The organism is Demequina sp. B12, assembly GCF_028823635.1.
GTDB lineage: Bacteria > Actinomycetota > Actinomycetes > Actinomycetales > Demequinaceae > Demequina.
On the sequence record NZ_JAPEHU010000001.1, the window covers coordinates 201,864 to 219,643 of the forward strand.

Here is a 17,780-nt window from a genome sequence, read left to right on the forward strand (position 1 = left end):
CCCCTGTGCAGGTGGGGAGGCGGCCCGCGATGGCATCGGGCCGCCTCCTCACCAGTGAGACTGCCAGCCCAGGTAGCGGACGTAAAGCCCACACTTATGTGGGCAGTACACGTGTGGGCATGGGGTGTGACCACTAGGGTGGCCTCACACGCTGTGTGTCATCGCAAGGGAGGACGTGTGGGCGGTCAGTTTCGTATCGCGCTGGTCGAGGACCATGCGCTGATCTCCTTGGGCTTTCGCGACCTGATCGCCACGACCGACGACATCTGTATCGATGCCTGCGTGGAGACTGTCGCGGAGTTGCCAGAAGTGCGACTCGACCTTGTGGTGCTGGACCTTCGACTGGCCGACAGTTCCTCACCAGCGGACAACGTCTCGACCATCGTGAAGAGGGGCGTGCCCGTCCTGATCTACACCGGCGCAGAAGACCGTAGCCTCATCCAGGCCGCCGCGCGTTCCGGAGCGGCAGGTCTGGTGCGCAAGTCCGCCGCCCCGGAAGAGCTCCTGGACGCTATCCGTACCGCAGCATCGGGCGGCTCCGTGTTCTCCACCGACTGGGCCGCCGCGATCGACTCTGACAGCGAACTGCCCGACGCCGGGCTGAGCGAACGGGAGGCGGAGGTCCTCGCGATGTACGCGTCAGGTGAGACCGCCCAAACCGTCGCCCGCGCGCTGGGAATCTCACGCGCCACCGTCTCCGACTACGTCATTCGCATCCGCCGCAAATACTCGCTCGTGGGCAGACCCGCCACGTCACGGGTCGACCTCTTCAGGCGCGCCATCGAGGACGGGCTCATCGAATGACGCCGGGCGCGGACCACTCCGCACGCGACCGCCTCCAACGCACCCTGTACTTTGCGTGTGGAATCGGCGCCCTCGTGTTCGGCCTGCTCATGATGCCGGGCGACTCCGGCATCATCGCCGCCCATTCGCAACTCGCGCCGTGGTACTGGTGGTCCTCCATCGTCATCGCCGTCATCGTGCCCGCCAGCTTCACCCTCACCGCTCTCTGGTTGAAGCTCGAGGTGCTGCACGCCATCGCCTTCGCCTCGATCGTGGGCTTCTGGGTCATGCAGCTGCTGTGGGTTCCCGCCATGAACGACCTGGTACTCGAAAACCACGCCACCCCGTGGCTTCAAGGCGTGACAGCACTGCCATCCACGCTCACCGGCGTACTGTTCGCCTCGCGCGCCGTCGCCGTCTTCCCCCTGTCGCAGTTCCTGCTCGTCCCACTCGTGCAACTCTCGGCATCCGACACATCCGTGACAGTCGCTCTCCTCGACGGGTGTGGGGCACTGATCTTCTGCTCCATCCTGACCGCACTCGCCTTCGCAGTCGTCGGGGCCGGAGACCTCCAAGACAAAGCCACCACCCGAGCACGACGACTCGCCGCCACCAACGCCGCCCAACGCACCGCAGAGCAGGAAAACAGCCGCATCAACGCGATGATCCACGACGACGTTATGTCCGTCCTGCTGTCCGCAAGCCGCAGTGGCACCACCCCCGAACTCGTCACCCAAGCCCAACGCGCATCGGCTTCCATCGCAAGCCTGGCCTTGTCAGACGACGCCGCCAACCGCCTCTACTCCGCCGACGACGTCGCGGCAGTAGTGCGTGACACCGCCGCCGCATCGGGCGCCACAGCAACCGTGACCCTCACCCAGGCCGGACCCCTCCGAGTGCCAGGCGAACCCATGGCCGCGCTTGCGGAAGCAGTCGGCGAAGCGCTGCGCAACTGCGTCAGGCACGCAGGGGACGATGCGCACATCACCGTCACGATCTCCGTCAGCGCACGCACCGTCGAGATCACCGTCGCCGACGACGGCGTCGGGTTCTCCCACCACAACGTTGACCCCCGCCGGTTGGGGATCTCGCTGTCGATCAAACAACGCGTCCGTGGCATCCCCGGCGGCGACGCGCACGTCCGATCAACCCCCGGCGCAGGCACCACCGTCACCGTGAAGTGGACCCGCCCATGACACCCGCGCACGCTACCTCCCCCATCGATCAAGTCGACGGCCCCCGCGACCTGCTGCCCATGAGCAGCACCCCGGCACGCGCCATCTACGGACTGTTCGTCACCACCAACATCGCCTTCGCACTCGGCAGCCTCAACGCCGTCGAACGCGAATGGCAAGCCATGCTCGCCGTCGTCATGGTGTGCCTCGCCGGCCTCCTTTTGGTATCCACCCGCCCCCACCCGTTCCCGCTACGCGACGTCTTCATCGTGCTGAGCTTGCTGGTTGGAGCATCGGCCCTGGTGTACACGAACCTGGCGACCGCGGACGGGCTGGGGCGCGCCACCTGGCAAGTGGGGGCGTCAACGTGGGTGCTGTTCTTCCTGACGATGCGCGGACGCACCGGGTTTGCGTGGCTCGGCATGGCCGTGCTGGTCCTTCAGGCAGTCGAATGGGCGGCACGCGCAGGAAAATCGCCGCTGGCAGGCATCGCGATGTTCGACACCCACATCGGCATCCTGGTCGTGGGAACCCTGTTCGCAGTGTCGCTCCGCCGCACCGCCCAACGCATCGCAGCCGCTAACGAAGTGTCCGTCGCTGCCGCATCCGGGGCCGCAGCAACCAACGCAGCCGCGGAAATCCGCCACGCACGCCTCGCCGAACTTGCCGAACTCGTGACGCCGCTGCTCGACAGAATCACGCAAGACGAGCCTCTCTCGGACGACGAACGCCGCACCATGGGCCGGGCAGAAGCGCAACTACGTGACGGCGTACGGGGCCGGTCCATTGCACTGCCCCAAGTCGTCGAAGCGGCGGACAGGGCTCGCAGCCGCGGTGTCCACGTCACGCTGCTCGACGACCGCGGTGCCCCCATCCACGATGGCGCAGCCCTATCCCGCCTCACCTCCGCCATCGTGGCCGCTCTCGATGACGCCCAGGACGGCGCAGTCACAGCGCGTCTACTTCCGGCAGGCCGCTCTGCGGCCCTCACCATCCTCGCGGTCAACGGATCCGACACCGTGCGGCTGTCGATCGACGACCGCGGCTACGCGCTCGGCAACCCGCTTCCCCCAACAAACAGCGCCCAGGGATAACCCCTGGGCGCTGTCCACGTGTCTGCAGTGTGCAGCTACTGCTGGAGGGCCTTCGCCTTGAGCGCGTCGAACTCCTCTGCGGTGATCGCGCCAGAGTCGAGCAGCTCCTTCGCAGCCTTGATCTCGCCGGCAGCACCGCCAGCCTCGTTGATCAGACCCTTGGTGTACTCCACCTGAGCCGCGTGAGCAGCAGCCGCCTGATCGACGTCACGACGGGTCATGCCCTTGCCGCGGGCGATCAGGTACACCAGCGCGCCCAGCACCGGCAACAAGATCACGAAGATCAGCCAGGCTGCCTTGCCGAAACCGCCCAGTTCCTTGTCACGGAAAATGTCCATGATGATCCGGATGACCACCACGAAGAACGTGATGACCACCATGATCCAGAGGGTGAACAGCAAGATTGCGAGGAAGTTCTCAAAGAATTCCACTGAAATGCTCCTTGTACGACGGGTGTGCGTTCCCGCGAGTGCGAGGACGTTCTTACCCTAGCGCTCCCGTGTGAGCGCCACGATGCGACGCAAAGTCGTCAACGGAACCATCCCGTAACGCAGCAGTGCGTCGTGGAACTCACGGATGTCGAAACCGTCATACGCCTCAGCTTCCGCTCGGATCGACTCGATTTCCCTGCGTCCCACCATGTACGCGAGGGCTTGCCCCGGCAGACCGATGTAACGGTCGATCTCCTGCACAATCTGATCGGTGCTGAGCGGGCAGTGCGCCACCATGTAATCGATCGCTTCCTGGCGCGTCCAGCCCAGCGCATGCATGCCCGTGTCCACCACTAAGCGGCACGCGCGTAGCGAATCCGCAGCCAGCATGCCCACGCGAGCAAGGTCCGAACTGTACAATCCCATCTCATCCGCGAGACGCTCCGTGTACAAGCCCCATCCCTCCAGATATGCGGTCACACCAAAGTGCTTCACCACAGGGTGGAGATCCTCCGCTTCCTCATGGAAAGCGAACTGCAAATGGTGGCCAGGAATCGCCTCGTGGAAAGCGATCGCTTCCAACTCGTATGTTGACCAGGCGGCCGGGTTTGATGCGTTAAAGAAGAACTCACCAGGCTTACCCGTCGCCTGCGATGGCGGGGCGTAAAACGCCACCGGGCCAGATTCAATGGCGAGCGCCACACACGGCGAAACCGGCATGCGCGCAAACCATTCCGGCGCGGCAGCCTGGGCACGTTCAAGAGCGGTGGTGGCGTCCGCGACAATTGCCTCACCCGAGGTGTAATGCATGGACTCGTCGTCACGCAGGAGGCGATAGATCTCCGCATTGTCCTGCGTACCCAGCAACGGTCCTGCCAGCTGTCGATACTCCGCTTCAAGTTCGTCGATCACCCGCAGGCCAAGGTCGTGAACCTCCTGCGCCGTCATCGGCAGAGTCGTGTAGGAGCGCACCAACTGCTCGTAGAGTTCAGCGCCACCTTCCACGTGCACCAAGCCCGGCTCGTCGTCACCGCGTCCGCGGGCCGCCACGTCCGCCAAAGCATCGGCCGTCCGCTGCAATGCCGGCACCACCTCCGTGGCGACAACGTCGTCCAGGCGAGCCTTCCACGCATCCGCATCTGAACTTTCCGTGGGAGCGGCCTGGGCGGTCAGCGGCGCAGAGTTCTGGGTGAGGTCCAGCAACGCTTCAGCGGTCTGGCGCAGGTGCGTGGCAAGCGTGACGCGGCCTTCCAGGGCTGCGGCCTGGACGGCAGCCATGATGTCGTCCAGCAACGCAGGGAACGCCGCAACCTTGGCGAGGTACTGCTCGCCGTGCTCGTCCGTCTTCAACGGGAAACGGCTCAGGAACACCTCAGCGAGCGACAGTACGCCAATGCGCGGGTTCACCACATTGAGTTCCACCGACCATTGGAGTTCCAGGTCAGCGGCGTGCGCCGTCACCGCGACCGTGTCACGCAACGCGACCTCATGCGGGTTGGACTCGTCGATCTCCAGTGCATGCGCCCTCTCCACGAAGTCACGCAAACGCTCCTGCCGCTGCGCTATCCCGCCCGGCGAGACGTCCTCCCACTGATCCAAGTTCTCCAACGATCCATCCCACAGCAAGCGGAACAGGTCGGTGGATTGGCGGTAGGCGTAGTACTCGTCAGCGAGATCAGTCAGTGCGGTCACCCCACGACCTTAACCCCGTCACAGGCCCCTGCGGCGCTTGCGGTCCGTAGCGATCGCGGCAACACCCACCAGCACAAGGGCCGATGCGACGGCAGCCAGCGGCAGCGAGTTCGTACCCGTCGCGGCCAGGGCGGGGGCCGATGCTCGGGTGGGCTCAAGCGGTGTGGCGTCTGAAGTGGTCTCCGGCGCGGTAGCGACGGGCTGCGTTTCTGGCACGGTGGCCGGCGCGTCTGGCTCGGCGCGCGTCACGACGGCCTCCGGCTCAGGCGACGGGAGCTCTACAGACGGCCCCGTCGACGACGGCAGTGATACGAGGTCCGTGCCACCGACCTCCACGGGTTGCGGCACTCCCTGCGGGACCACGGTGGGCACTTGTGTGACCAGCGTGCCGTGGGTCACCGTTGGCACCTGGTGCGGTGTGACCGAAGGCACCAGGGCCGGCGTCAAAGGCGGCGTCAGCACGGGCGTCGAAACCGTCATCGGCGCGGAAACCACCACGGGAACCAAAGTGGACTCAACGCTCGAGGGCAGCAATCCGCCAGCCAGTGACAGCGGGCGCGGAACGTCAACGAACGCCACTGCGTCCGGCGACTCGGGACTCACCAGCAACAGGCGCATGGGTGCGGACTGCGGCAGCAGCGACGGGACTGCGTCCGTGACCGTCTCCGCGGCCGCCGGGAAGTTCGGTGTCTGCACGGGAGCAGGCGTGGCCACAGGAGTGGCGACTGGTGTGGGCGTCGGAGTCTGCGCCGGTGTCGATGGATTCGCCGTGGGCACGGCGGCAGGTGTGGCTGTAGGCGTCGCGGTTGGTGTGGCTGTAGGCGTTGCGGTTGGTGTGGCGGTTGGCGTGGGAGTCGGCGTCTGGGTGGGAGTCGCGGCGACGACCGGTTCAGGCGTCACGACCGGGTCCGGAATCGCTGGGGCCGCAACGCTCCAGGTGGCATCCGCCGCGGCGGACCCCAGACCTAGGGAGGTCACGGTCGTGGTGTACGTCGCATCGGCTGCCCCGGATGTGGGCACCGCGGTGCGGTACTGGAGCACAAACTGTCCGTCGCAGTGGTCCGTGATCCGTAGCGAGAAGCCTCCCGCCGAGTGTTGCCAATGCAGGTGGGACGACCCCACGACGCTCGAGGCGCCATTGGCGAGTTCACACGTGACCCCCGGGCTCCCCGTGAGGGTCAGGGGGCCTGACCAAGCGCTCGTGATCACGGTGGGACCGCGATCCTGTCCTTGCACGCGGGCCTCCCACCCCAGGGTGCGGGACGCCGCATCGGCACCCGTGGAACGCACCGCAAGGGCTACCGCGGCTGCGGACGCTGGCCCGGCCGCCATGACACCGGCAGCCATCACGGCCCCCACGACGGCGACAGCCGCGCACACGCGGGCGGCGACTGGTGAGGGGAGGGACAAGGGAACTGCGTGAGACTTCGACACTGCACGACTCCAATGGATCCGGGGAAGGAAACCGGGGTCGCGCCCGCAGGCGGCAACAAGTGCTACTGAGTGTTGGTGCGGATCTCGTGATCGACGACACCGGGGGCCATATCTTTGTGACCGGTTCCAGACTCTCATTGTGATCCGGATCACACTCAGGACTCACGTCCCCCGTTGAGCAAAACTTGCCCCCAGGAAACGCAAAAGACGCCCCCACTGCGAACAGTGAGAGCGTCATCCGCGCGCCCGGAGGGATTCGAACCCCCAACCTTCTGATCCGTAGTCAGATGCTCTATCCGTTGAGCTACGGGCGCGTGGCCCATCAGGGCCGAGTCACAAGTGTACAGGTTGTTTTGGGGCCTTGATGACACCCAGACGGACCTTCACCTTGTCACAGCGGAGACGGTGGGATTCGAACCCACGGATGGGTTACCCCATCACATCCTTAGCAGGGATGCACTTTCGGCCGCTCAGTCACGTCTCCCGAATGCGCACTCAGAGTACCGGCACGGACCGTCCCTGAGCAAAGTGGGTGCCGTGCGTGTGAGGAACCACGCGCTGGGCGGCCGCAGACTGGGTCGCTGCGAACGCGCACCGGGCCGTCCCTGACACGCCCCAAGGTCGCCCACGGGGTGTCACACGGAACACGCCGGCCACCCCAGCCGCAGCATGTCAGGCACGGCCCGCAACGCCCCCCCCAGACGCACAAAAGCCGCGCCCTCACGGACGCGGCCCTCATGCTGTCGAGCGGAGAGTGTGGGATTCGAACCCACGGAGACGCTAAAACGCCTCAACGGTTTTCAAGACCGTCACCTTCGGCCACTCGGTCAACTCTCCATGCGGGGCTCACGCCCCAGCCGTGCCATTGTGCCAGCCCGGAGGCATTCCTGGCGAAACCACGGTCAAGTCATAGATCAACGCGACCGTGGCAAGGTCCGCGTCGTAGGTAGCAATGCGATCAATCGACGGATGAGCCACCGCTGCACCCAGGTGCAACGCCGCAAACGGTCGCAACACCGCGGACGCGTGCGTTGACACACCCACGTTCTGATCCGAGAACCGAATCACCGGCACCCGCGAACGGATCTGCTCCACGACGTCGAAGGCCTTAGCCTTCTCCTCACGCGGATACAGCTCGGCGGCCTGGCGGACCTCAGTCAGGCCTAACTGTGTGGTCGCCACTTGATCCAGGCGCGGCAACACCCACTCAGCGAACTCGTCGAAGTACCGCACGCCAGGCAGGAACCTGCACAATGCGGAGCCGTCGAGATAGATCACGTTGGCAAGGATATCTCGGAGCCATCAGCCTATGCGCACGCGCCATTGCGCACGCATAGGCCGTCTGCAATCAGCTCTTCTGGAGCTGGCGCATCGCGAGCTGAACGACCGCGATCAACGCTTGCTTGGTTGCCGACTTTTCCCGAGCGTCCGTGTACATGATCGGAACCTCGTCGGGGATGCCCAGGGCCTCGCGCACGTCTTCCAGCTTGTGGCGTGCCACGCCATCGAAGCAGTTGACGCACACAATGAACGGAACGCCGCGACCCTCGAAGTAGTCCACTGCGGGGAAGCACTGTTCAAGGCGCTCCGTGTCGACCAGCACCACGGCACCGATGGCGCCGCGAACAAGGTCGTCCCACATGAACAAGAAGCGGTCCTGACCGGGCGTACCGAAGAGGTACAGCCACAGCGAACCGGGAAGGGCGATGCGTCCGAAGTCCATGGCCACGGTCGTGGTGGTCTTGCGGTCGGTCACGCCGCCCGCATCGTCCACGCCGATGGACTTCTCCGTCATTGCCGCCTCAGTGTTGAGGGGGTCGATGTCGGAAATGGATCCGATGAAGGTCGTCTTGCCGACGGCGAACCCGCCGGCGATCACGATCTTGACAACGGTAGGAGCGACGTGCGGCGCGCTGGGCGCGACCGCCGCGTCAGAGGGCTGCGATGCCATCAAGGACACTCTCCAGAAGACTGAGCGACAGGCCGCCCGACTCGTCATGCGTTGACTTGTCGTTGGCAGTGCCGCCGGTATGAATCACAAGGTGGTTGTCAGTAGCAAGATCCGTCACGAGGACACGGACCACGCCCAGCGGGAGCCGAGTGTGCGCCGAAAGTTCCGCGATGGATTGATATTGACCCGCAGCGAGCTGCAGGATCTTTTTCTTCTCCGGGGTCAACCCCGTAAAAGTCTGTGTAGTGGAGCGCGCCTCCACGAGGGCTTCCATCGGAAGGTCCTTGCTTGCAGCGCTGACCCGCCCACCGGTCACGGCATAGGGCCGGACCGTGTAGGCCTCCTCCTCGTAAAGGTGGTCAGTCATGATGTTTCTCCCTTAGGAGCGGGTCTCCCCGTCAGTGGGCAAGTTCTGGCGCATCTCCGTGATCAGCTGCGGAGTCAGCGCATTCTCGGTACGCGAAACCAAGAGGGTCATTTCGTAACCCACCAGGCCCACGTCGCACGTGGAGTCGGCTGCCACGGCAAGCACGGAGCCGTTCGACACGCTCATGAGGAACAGGAACAGTTCGTCCATTTCGATGATCGACTGGCGAACTTCACCTGCCTGGAGCTGGCGTGCGGCACCACGCGTCAGGCTAGCCATGCCAGACACCACGGCTGCAAGGGTGTCGCCACCCGTGCGGTCGAGGTTCTTCGACATCGCCATGAGCAGGCCGTCAGCACTGACGACGAGCGTGTGGCGAGTTCCTGGCACTGTCTGAACAAAGTTGTCCAGCAGCCAGCCAAAGTTAGTGGCTTCAGTACTGAGCTCGGTCACTGGTCCTCCTTGAGGTTGCTGCTCCAGCGATGGAGCACATTGAGATATGAGTAATTGTCCATGGTTCCGCTATTCCTGACGTCCAGCTTCGGCAGAATCGCGGTCCATTGCTTCAACGTCCGAGCGTGCGCGCTGCGTGCCCGAGTAGAAAGAACTGAAGCGGTGACGCACAGCTTCCGCGTCGCGGTCTGCGCTCGGGGTGGCCGTAGGTTCGGCCGCAAGCGGCTTCACCTCGACCGGAGGAGCGTCCGCCGGGCGACGCTTCTGCAAGCCCGCCCGAGTCTTCTCCACCTTCGGCCGCTCCGCAGCCAACGAGGAAAGTTCTGAGAAGACAGCGCTCGTCATGTCCGGCTCATCATCCGGCAGGGGCTCCGGCTGGATGATGGGCTGGTATCCCGAGGAAACCTCTGGCTCCGCGGCCTGGATTGCGCTCTGGCCGGCGGCTTCCCAGCCCGTAGCGCGTGCAAGGTCATCGGGGCTGAAGGATGCGCCTTCGTCCGCAGACTCCGACTGGCCCCACTGGTCACGAACGGCTTCCGGCTGGAAAGCCTGCGGAGCCGGTTCGAAGGACTGCGGCGCAGGTTCAAATGCCTGAGGGGCCGGTTCGAAGGACTGAGGAGCGGGTTGGAACGACTGCGGCGCAGGTTCGAACGCCTGAGGGGCCTCCGAGACGGGCTCCGGTGCAGACGGCACGAACGGTGCAGGCTCAGGCTCTGGTTGCGACGGCGTGGCCTGGGGGGCCCAGCCGCCGCTTGCGCTCGGCGCGGCAGCAGGTGCCTCATACGAGGGTGCGGCTTCCGCGCTTGGCATGAACGACGGACGCGCCGGGGGCATGCTGGGTTCGGGAGCCGATGCTGCGGAACGCGCAGACGAGTGCGGCGCCGCGGCGATCGGGTTGAACGACACACCGGCAGCCGACGCGGGGCTTTCGGCGACCTGTTCGACCTTGTCTTCGCGCGGGCCACGACCAAACAGGCGGGAGAAGAACCCTGGCTTGTGGTCCTCTTCCACTGCGCTTTGGATCAACGCGTCCAACTGAGGAGCATCGGCTGATGCCGCCGATACCGGCGAGCCGGTGGGGCTGTCCGTTGCTCCAGACCCCGTCCACGGCGTGGGTGCCAGCGGTGCCGCACCGAAGGGCGACTGCTGCTGAGGTTCAGGCTGGAAGGGAGCAGCAGGGGTAGCCGCGGCGGGGCTGTCGTAGCTGCCATAGTGCGGCGCCTGCGGCTCCTGTGCGGCTGGGGCCTGCTGTTCCCACGGCTCGTAGGCCGGTTCGCGGTCCTCAATTTCAGGAGCGGACGATGCGGGCTGCGGCTCAGCCTCAGCGGCAAACACCGGCGCGAAGGGGTTCGTTGCAGGGCTGAATGCTGGTACTTCTTCAGCCTGCGGCTCGTCCTCCTCCAGCATCGGCACAACGAACGCGTCAGCGGGTGCCGCGGAGACTTCCGGCATGGCGTCAACCGATGAGGCTGCTTCCGGTGCCGAGTCCACCTCAGGAACTGAGTACGGTGCCGGGTCTACAGGGGCATCCGCGGCTGCAGGTTCCACTGCGCTCCACGGTTCCTCCGCGGAGCGCACTGCGGGCGCTTCTGCCAGGAACGAAGGCATCTGGGGAGCGGCGTCCGGCTCCGCCGGGGTCACGGCCGCGGCAGCGGGTTCCTCGGCAACCACGGGTTCCTCGGCAACAGCGGGTTCTTCGTCCACCACGGCGGACTGCGCCGACAACGCGGACTGTGCCGAGTACACCGAGTCGAGCTTGGGCATGCGGAAGCCGGCAACTCCTGCTGCCGCGTCCGGCTCAAGTTCGTACGTGGGGGTGGGCTCGGGCTCGGGCACGCTTGCCGACGGCTCAGCAGCCTGGTCGGCGCTGTACTGGTCGGCGCTGTACAGGGCAGCGTCAACCGGCTCAATCCCAGCGTCGCGAGGTTCGGGCGCAGAAGCCGCCGACGCTGCGGAACGGTCACGTCCACCAAAGAACGCGGCCGCAGTGAACGCTGCAGCGCCAGCCGCGGCAGTTCCCGTGATAGCGGCGTTACGTCCGGAGTTGTCCTGGGGCTCAGGCGTGGGCTGTGCGGGGGCACGGTCCTCGAACTCCGGAGCCGACGGTGCGAACCCGGGGATCTCGGGCGCGGACTGGACCTTGGGGCGACTCGGGAGCGGCGTGGCCGGGGTCTGGCCCTGGGCGTCTTCGTTGTCGCGACGCGAACGGAAGCCGCGGAACATCGACGAACGCTCTTCGAGCGATTCGGGGGAGATCTCGCTCGCTGCCACTGCCGGAGTAAAGCCACCGCCAGCCTCGGCGGCCAGCGCCGACAACTGTTCGTCGGTGGCGCGTGCCGGCAGACCGACCACGCTGTTGCGTTCGCGTTCCGCATCGGACACGCCAGGGGCGGTGCGGCGGCGTCGCGAAGGCAAACCGGCGGCGCTGTTGCCGTCCGTCAGTGCCTCGGGGTTGGTGGCCTCGGCTACGGGCGCTGCCGCAGCATCGGCTGCAATGAGGTCGTCGATCGAGTTCGCGGGCGCTTCTGCGGGTTCGTTGCGGGTCGGCAACGCGCCGCTACGAGCCGGGAGTCCGTCACCGCGTGCGGGCAGACCGTCGGACCGACCCGACAGGCTCGTGCCCTGTTCAACTGCCGCAGGAGCGTAGGCCGAGCCACCCACAGGTGCCGTAGCCGGAGCCTGCTGCGACGGCACGTTCGAGGGAGCCGATGCTGCGACTGGGGGCATGTCGACGGGTGCGGCATCCGTGTCAGAGGCGAACAGAGTGACGGGCAGCAGCACGGTCGCGACAGTGCCTTCGCCTTCGCGGGATGCGATCGAAACGGTCGCGCCCACGCGGCGAGCAATACGACCGACCACGAACAGGCCCAGGCGCTGCGCACCCAGGATTTCGGAGGCCGCAGTCGAGGCGACACGGGCGTTCGCGTCCGCGACCTCAGAGTCGGTCATGCCGATGCCGTCGTCAGCGATCTCAACGCGGTACGAGTCGCCCTGGCGGGTCGTGGTGACTGCCACACGGGAGCCCGGGTCGGAGAACACGGTGGCGTTCTCCAGCAGCTCCGCGAACAGGTGTGCGGTTGTCAGCGCGGCGTGACCCAGCATCGCGGGGTCCTCGTGGAGTTCGAGTTCAACGCGCTCATAGAGTTCGATCTCGGACGATGCGGTACGCACCACGTCCGACAGCGGCATCGGGCGGCGCAAGCGGCGACCGGTGTCAATACCTGCGAGCACCAGGAGAGATTCCGAGTTACGACGCATTCGCGTTGCCAAGTGGTCAAGCGCGAACAGCTTGGTCAGCGTGTCCGGGTCGTCCTCCGTGCGCTCCATGTCATCGATCGAGGCGAGCTGGCGGTTCAGCAGCACCTGGTCACGACGTGCGACGTTAACGAACATCTCAGAGATCGATCCACGCAGGGCGGCCTGCTCGGATGCGATCGACAGCGTGGTCGCGTTGACCGCGTTAAACGCCTCTGCCAGACGGCCAACCTCGTCCTGCGATTCCACGGGGATCTGCACTTCGGAAACGTCGACGTCTTCGCCCGGAACTGCAACGCGCTCCACCAGGCGAGGCAGCTCAGTACGGACTGCCGTTGCCGTCGTGGTCAGGCGGCGCATCGGGCCCACGATACGGCGGGCGATCAGCAATGCGACCACGAGCGACGTACCAATAACGATCACAGCGACCAAGGCCGTCAGAACCGTCTGCCACACCGCGGCCTGACGGGCTGCAGCTGCCTCCGACTCGACGTAGTCCCACATGTCGGCGCGAAGGGGCTCGTACACCTCGAGTTCTGCGCCCACCTGTGCGGGCCAGTCGGCGTCACGTTCACCAATCAGGGATGCGTCAAGACCCGTAAGGACCTGGGTACGGACGGAGACGAACGAGTCAGCGGTGCCGTCGTTGTCCGCGGCTGATCCACCGTAGTTCGGCACTTCAGAGGTGCCCGGCACCGTCTGCGACGCGTCCTGCGCGGCTTCAAGAGCAATGTCGGTGCGCGTCGTCATCGTTCTGGCCTGGGCAATCTCACCAGGAGCAAACGCACCCGCACGGATCAGGCGCTGCGTGACGGTCTCTTCAAACTTGATGCGCTCCACGAGGGTGTCGAGGGAGGCGTACGCCTGGAGTCCCTGCACCACTTCCTGGCCTTCCATCGTCACACCCACAACGGTGGAGGATCGCACGGTGCTGTCCACCACACCGGTGTAGAAGTTCGTCAGATACGCCACGTTCACACTCGTGTCAGCGACGCTCGCACGGATGGCGGGCAACTGGGCGAGTGCTTGCTCGGCTTCAGCGAGAACCGCGAGAGCCTGTTCGTTGTCTGCGTTGACCTGCAACAGGTCAGACGAGACGCCCAACTTTTCGACAGCAGCGTTGGTTGCTGTGGCTGCCTGCTCAAACTCGGTGCGGAAGTCAACCGGCTCCGTGAACAAGGTCGTCGCAAACTCGGACTCGTTGTTCAGACGGAAGGACAGTGCTGCCAGCGGGACGTCCATGTTGTACGACTCGGGAAGCGAGTCTGCGATCGCGCTGACCTCTTCCGCGGCGGCCGTGTAGGCAGCTTGCATCGCTGCGATGTCGTCCTCCCCGGGGAACACGACCCAGCCGGCGGACTCTTCAGTGGGGGCTCCAACGCCAAGGGCGCGAGCATCCTCCATGTACAGACCGGAAGCGCCACGGTTAATCGCGGCGTCGACCTCGTCCATCAGTTCTTCGGGTGAAGGACCGTCCAGGACACCGGTCAGTTCATCAGGTTCGATCGCTTCGGCACGGGCTTCAAGGTCCGCAATGGCAGCATCGGTCGCCTCATAGGCGGTCTCGAGCTTGCTCTCACCATCCTGGACGCTGTGCACAAAGTTCGTGGCTGCCCAACGTTCGTTCTGGAAGTCGGTCTGCACCTCTTGGATGGTGCCGAGCACGTCAAGAACGCGTTCCGCGTCACGGGCCTGGCCCAGCGACTGTGCGGCTTGCCACACGATGACGCCCGCGGCCAGGATCAGGACCAGAATAGGCACCGCAACTACTGCGAGTACCTTCCCGCGAATCCCCAGTCTGTCGAGCATTTACCCTCACCCTCACGAGCCATCGTCGTCCGTCGCAACGGACGGTCAGAGCGACGTCAATGCCTCTCCGACTCTCTCGGTTATCGGCGCTTGTGCCGAAAACTTGAAGACCTCAGGGCCCACCTATGGTCAGACACGCTATAACGTGGCGCATATGACGCGAAACCCCCAGGACTCCGTGTGATTATTTCCACTTGTCGCACTCAGATGCAAAACGGGGTCCTGGATGTGGAGGAAGCACCAAACCCGACACCCGGTCAGCAAGAGATCGTCATCGACATCGCCGCCGCAGGCGTCAACCGCGCCGATCTTCTCCAAGCCACAGGCCACTACCCGCCACCGCCGGGCGCACCCACCTGGCCAGGCCTCGAGGTCAGTGGAACCGTGCGGGAGGTCGGCGACCAGGTATCCCGGCATCGGCCCGGCGACCACGTGGTCGCTTTGCTTGCTGGCGGCGGCTACGCGGAACGGGTAGCCCTCCACGAAGACCTTGCACTCCCCCTTCCAGAGGGCCTGGACCTGATCGCGGCAGGCGGACTCATGGAAGCAGCCTGCACCGTGTGGTCCAACTTTGATGCCGCGGGTGCGCGCGCCGGACAGACCGTCCTGATCCACGGCGGCGCAGGCGGCGTCGGCACTCTCGCCATCCAGGTCGCACGCGCCATGGGGATGACAGTCATCGCGACCGCAGGCAGCGACGAACGCGCGGCCCGATGCGCCGCCCTGGGTGCCCACACTGCCGTGAACTACCGCTCCGAAAGCTTCGTGGACGCCGCCCGCACGTATGGCGGCGCGGACATCATCCTCGACGTGGTGGGCGCTGCCTACCTGACCGACAACCTCGCGGCACTGGCGACCGGTGGCACGCTCGTCGTCATCGGGCTACAGAAGGGCTCGCGCGGTGAGATCAACCTCGGCACGCTACTCGGCAAACGTGCACGCGTCATCGGCACCACCTTGCGTTCGCGCCCCCACAAGGAAAAAGCCGCGATCGTTGCCGGAGTCGAGCGCGACCTGTGGCCGCTCGTCCCCACCGCTGTGGCGCCCGTCATTCACGGCACGTACCCACTGGCGCAGGCACAACAGGCACACGACGACCTTGCCGCCGGGAACGTATGCGGAAAACTCCTGCTCCTGCCGTAGCTGGAGCGCCGTCCGTCAGTCCAGATTGCTGGCCGCAAGCGACGCAGCCAGCGAAGGAGTCACCGGCAAACGCGGAATGAGCGTCGCCTGCAACGCGTGATACAGATCCACCTTGCCCGGCCACACCGTCCCAGCGACCTGCAACTGCGGATCCAACTCATGCCACCAGGAGCCACCCTCAAAGTCGAGGTGGTGGTCGCCCGCGAAATCCCACCAGTCCTGGTAGTTCTCCGCAAACAGCGGCAACTTCGTGGCACGCCACAACACGGCAGCAGCGGCAATCGCCTCCGCGCTCACCCAGTGCATGCGCTCCCGCACCACCGGCTCACCCTCCCAGTTGACCGTGTACACAAAGCCACGCTCACCATCCACGTTCCAGCCGTCACGGGCCGATGCGTCATACAGCGACCGCGCCGCCTGCAGCATCCACTCGGGAGCCACCAAACCACGCTGCTGCAACGACAACGACAACTGCACCGTCAGCCGCGCCCACTCAAAACCATGACCGATCGTCGCCCCAAAAGGACGGAACGGATGCTTGGGGTCGTCCTCGTTGTAGCTCAACAACGGCGTCCAGTCCGCATCGAAGTGCTCAGGCAAACGCCAGTCATGCGACGGCGCAAACCGGTCCATCACCCGCTCCACGATCCGCAACGCCCGGTCCAACCACACCCGGTTACCGGTCGCGTCGGCGGCCGCAAGGAACGCCTCCACCATGTGCATCGTGGAGTTCAGCCCGCGATAGTCCTCCGACTCGGACCAGTCCCGGGAGAAGTCCTCCAACGTCATCCCCGCGTCGTCATCCCAGAACCGTTCCTCGATCACCGCGAGCGCGTCGTCCAACAGCTCGGCAGCATCGGGCCGCTTCGCCGCCACCGCAGACGACGCCGCCAACACCACAAACGCGTGGGCGTACGCCTGCTTGGCGTCATTCGTGGGACCGTCCTCACCCACCGCAGCAAACCAGCCGCCATGGTCGTGGTCACGGAGACGCCCACGCAACGCATCAATGCCGTGATCCACCAACGCAGCCGAACCCGGATGCCCCATCAACGTCGCAAGCGAATAGCAGTGCGTCATACGGCACGTGATCCACAGTTCCGCCTCGGCACCCTCAGGGAGCTGGCCGGCAGCGTCGAGACCACCGAACCCTCCACGAGAAATCCGGCTCGCCCGCCCAAACGTCAACAAGCGTGCCGACTCTGCCTCGAGCCAACGGTGGTGTGAAGGAGTGGTAAGCCACGTCATGGCGCCACCCTAGCGACGACTCCGACCACCAGGCCAGCAATCGTCACCGTCGCGCTACAAAACAGCCAAACGATCCGGATCAATCAGACGCTCAAGCACCTGCAACAAGCCATCCTCGTCCACGGAGCCCACCACTTCATCGGCTGCTTCCATGACCGGACGCGGCGCCGACCCCATCGCCGCCGACTGACCAGCCCACCTCAGCATTTCGATGTCGTTGTTGCCGTCCCCCACCGCAACGGTGTGATCCGGGTAGATCCCTAGCTTGCGGCGGAGCGCTTCCAGGGCCGATGCCTTGGTCACCCCAGGAGGCGTCAAGTCCAGCCACGCGGAATACCCCACCGCATACGTCACGTCATTGAGGCCGATGCGGCGCACCAAGTCATCAAAATGGCTCACATCCGCACCGGGAGCGCGGATCACGACACGGGTCGCTTCCTCATGAGACAACTCGTCAAAGTCATCCACGACACGCTGCCGGCCCACCAACTCACCCATGGGGAACTCACGGCTCACCCGGAAACCCACACCCAGGTCCTCGACCGCAAAGTACGCGTCAGGCATCTCCTCGCGAATCAACTCGAGCGCCGCCCGCGGATTAAACGTCACCGTCTCCACAATGTCGTAGCCCCCTGGCGTCGCAGGGTTCAACCGGATCGTCACCGCACCGTTCGAACACACGGCCCACCCGCGACGAATCCCCAACTGCTCGGCCACCGGCAACGTCGCAATGATGTTGCGACCCGTCGCCAAGATCACGTGATTGCGGCACATCCGCACCTGCTCAACAGCACGCGCCACCTGCGGGGAAATGTCACCACCCCAATGCATCAGGGTGCCGTCAATGTCGAGACCCAACAGCCTCCACGTGTCAGGACCGAGCGGCGGATTCATGTCTTCCAGGGCCGGACTCATGACACGAGCCTACGACGACCACCCGACACG

14 protein-coding genes and 3 tRNA genes are annotated in these 17,780 nt (G+C 65.2%); 4 read left to right on the forward strand and 13 right to left on the reverse strand.

The genetic code is table 11. The annotated features are described in order from the left end of the window. Positions 1 to 177 precede the first annotated feature (177 nt). Genes ON058_RS01095 through ON058_RS01105 form a run of 3 tightly spaced genes read left to right on the forward strand, consistent with a single transcriptional unit; the run spans position 178 to position 3,052 of the window. Entirely contained in the window at positions 178 to 804 is a 627-nt protein-coding gene (locus tag ON058_RS01095) for a response regulator transcription factor (protein WP_274667185.1), read from the forward strand. Further along, positions 801 to 1,979 (forward strand): sensor histidine kinase, encoded by a 1,179-nt coding sequence (locus ON058_RS01100; RefSeq protein WP_274667186.1) that lies wholly within the window; start codon positions 801 to 803, stop codon positions 1,977 to 1,979. The genes ON058_RS01095 and ON058_RS01100 overlap by 4 nt, the downstream gene beginning before the upstream one ends. Beyond that, positions 1,976 to 3,052, forward strand: coding sequence for a hypothetical protein (locus tag ON058_RS01105; RefSeq protein ID WP_274667187.1), 1,077 nt, complete (start codon positions 1,976 to 1,978; stop codon positions 3,050 to 3,052). Before ON058_RS01100 ends, ON058_RS01105 begins: the two co-directional genes overlap by 4 nt. A gap of 35 nt (positions 3,053 to 3,087) precedes the next feature. Here the strand turns inward: ON058_RS01105 and ON058_RS01110 are convergent, their stop codons facing one another. From ON058_RS01110 to ON058_RS01160, 11 genes are all read right to left on the reverse strand, one after another. After that, positions 3,088 to 3,483, reverse strand: a complete 396-nt coding sequence (locus tag ON058_RS01110; RefSeq protein WP_274667188.1) for an SHOCT domain-containing protein — start codon at positions 3,481 to 3,483, stop codon at positions 3,088 to 3,090. 57 nt (positions 3,484 to 3,540) lie between these two features. Continuing rightward, complete coding sequence (locus ON058_RS01115) at positions 3,541 to 5,175, reverse strand: DUF885 family protein (RefSeq protein ID WP_274667189.1); 1,635 nt, start codon at positions 5,173 to 5,175, stop codon at positions 3,541 to 3,543. Positions 5,176 to 5,193: 18 nt separating this feature from the next. Then, positions 5,194 to 6,609 (reverse strand): hypothetical protein, encoded by a 1,416-nt coding sequence (locus ON058_RS01120; protein ID WP_274667190.1) that lies wholly within the window; start codon positions 6,607 to 6,609, stop codon positions 5,194 to 5,196. Positions 6,610 to 6,850: 241 nt separating this feature from the next. After that, positions 6,851 to 6,923: transfer RNA gene (locus ON058_RS01125), tRNA-Arg, on the reverse strand. A gap of 83 nt (positions 6,924 to 7,006) precedes the next feature. Further along, a tRNA-Ser gene (locus tag ON058_RS01130) sits at positions 7,007 to 7,093 on the reverse strand. Positions 7,094 to 7,357: 264 nt separating this feature from the next. After that, positions 7,358 to 7,446 (reverse strand) — tRNA-Ser (locus ON058_RS01135). A gap of 9 nt (positions 7,447 to 7,455) precedes the next feature. After that, positions 7,456 to 7,887: a PIN domain-containing protein gene (locus ON058_RS01140; RefSeq protein WP_274667191.1), complete on the reverse strand. Its 432-nt coding sequence runs from the start codon at positions 7,885 to 7,887 to the stop codon at positions 7,456 to 7,458. Between the two features lie 70 nt (positions 7,888 to 7,957). Next, positions 7,958 to 8,560, reverse strand: coding sequence for an ATP/GTP-binding protein (locus ON058_RS01145; protein ID WP_274667192.1), 603 nt, complete (start codon positions 8,558 to 8,560; stop codon positions 7,958 to 7,960). Beyond that, positions 8,541 to 8,927 (reverse strand): DUF742 domain-containing protein, encoded by a 387-nt coding sequence (locus tag ON058_RS01150; protein WP_274667193.1) that lies wholly within the window; start codon positions 8,925 to 8,927, stop codon positions 8,541 to 8,543. Before ON058_RS01150 ends, ON058_RS01145 begins: the two co-directional genes overlap by 20 nt. A 12-nt stretch (positions 8,928 to 8,939) precedes the next feature. Then, the gene (locus ON058_RS01155) at positions 8,940 to 9,380 is read right to left on the reverse strand and encodes a roadblock/LC7 domain-containing protein (RefSeq protein ID WP_274667194.1); all 441 of its coding nucleotides are present in this window, start codon (positions 9,378 to 9,380) and stop codon (positions 8,940 to 8,942) included. A 69-nt stretch (positions 9,381 to 9,449) separates the two neighbouring features. Next, on the reverse strand, positions 9,450 to 14,444 hold the full coding sequence (locus tag ON058_RS01160) for an ATP-binding protein (RefSeq protein ID WP_274667195.1): 4,995 nt from the start codon (positions 14,442 to 14,444) through the stop codon (positions 9,450 to 9,452). 207 nt (positions 14,445 to 14,651) lie between these two features. On the opposite strand from ON058_RS01160, the gene ON058_RS01165 reads away from it, so the two are divergent. After that, positions 14,652 to 15,587: an NAD(P)H-quinone oxidoreductase gene (locus tag ON058_RS01165; protein WP_274667825.1), complete on the forward strand. Its 936-nt coding sequence runs from the start codon at positions 14,652 to 14,654 to the stop codon at positions 15,585 to 15,587. Positions 15,588 to 15,602: 15 nt separating this feature from the next. On the opposite strand, the gene ON058_RS01170 is transcribed toward ON058_RS01165, so the two are convergent. Together ON058_RS01170 and ON058_RS01175 are read right to left on the reverse strand one after the other, a co-directional pair. Beyond that, complete coding sequence (locus ON058_RS01170; protein ID WP_274667196.1) at positions 15,603 to 16,835, reverse strand: AGE family epimerase/isomerase; 1,233 nt, start codon at positions 16,833 to 16,835, stop codon at positions 15,603 to 15,605. A gap of 54 nt (positions 16,836 to 16,889) precedes the next feature. Continuing rightward, on the reverse strand, positions 16,890 to 17,750 hold the full coding sequence (locus ON058_RS01175; RefSeq protein ID WP_274667197.1) for an HAD family hydrolase: 861 nt from the start codon (positions 17,748 to 17,750) through the stop codon (positions 16,890 to 16,892). Positions 17,751 to 17,780 lie beyond the last annotated feature (30 nt).

Coding starts and splice junctions, on each gene's coding strand:
- ON058_RS01170 (WP_274667196.1), bottom strand. CDS start 16,835: ATGACGTGGCTTACCACTCCTTCACACCACCGTTGGCTCGAGGCAGAG.
- ON058_RS01160 (WP_274667195.1), bottom strand. CDS start 14,444: ATGCTCGACAGACTGGGGATTCGCGGGAAGGTACTCGCAGTAGTTGCG.
- ON058_RS01150 (WP_274667193.1), bottom strand. CDS start 8,927: ATGACTGACCACCTTTACGAGGAGGAGGCCTACACGGTCCGGCCCTAT.
- ON058_RS01100 (WP_274667186.1), top strand. CDS start 801: ATGACGCCGGGCGCGGACCACTCCGCACGCGACCGCCTCCAACGCACC.
- ON058_RS01105 (WP_274667187.1), top strand. CDS start 1,976: ATGACACCCGCGCACGCTACCTCCCCCATCGATCAAGTCGACGGCCCC.
- ON058_RS01165 (WP_274667825.1), top strand. CDS start 14,652: ATGCAAAACGGGGTCCTGGATGTGGAGGAAGCACCAAACCCGACACCC.
- ON058_RS01145 (WP_274667192.1), bottom strand. CDS start 8,560: ATGGCATCGCAGCCCTCTGACGCGGCGGTCGCGCCCAGCGCGCCGCAC.
- ON058_RS01175 (WP_274667197.1), bottom strand. CDS start 17,750: ATGAGTCCGGCCCTGGAAGACATGAATCCGCCGCTCGGTCCTGACACG.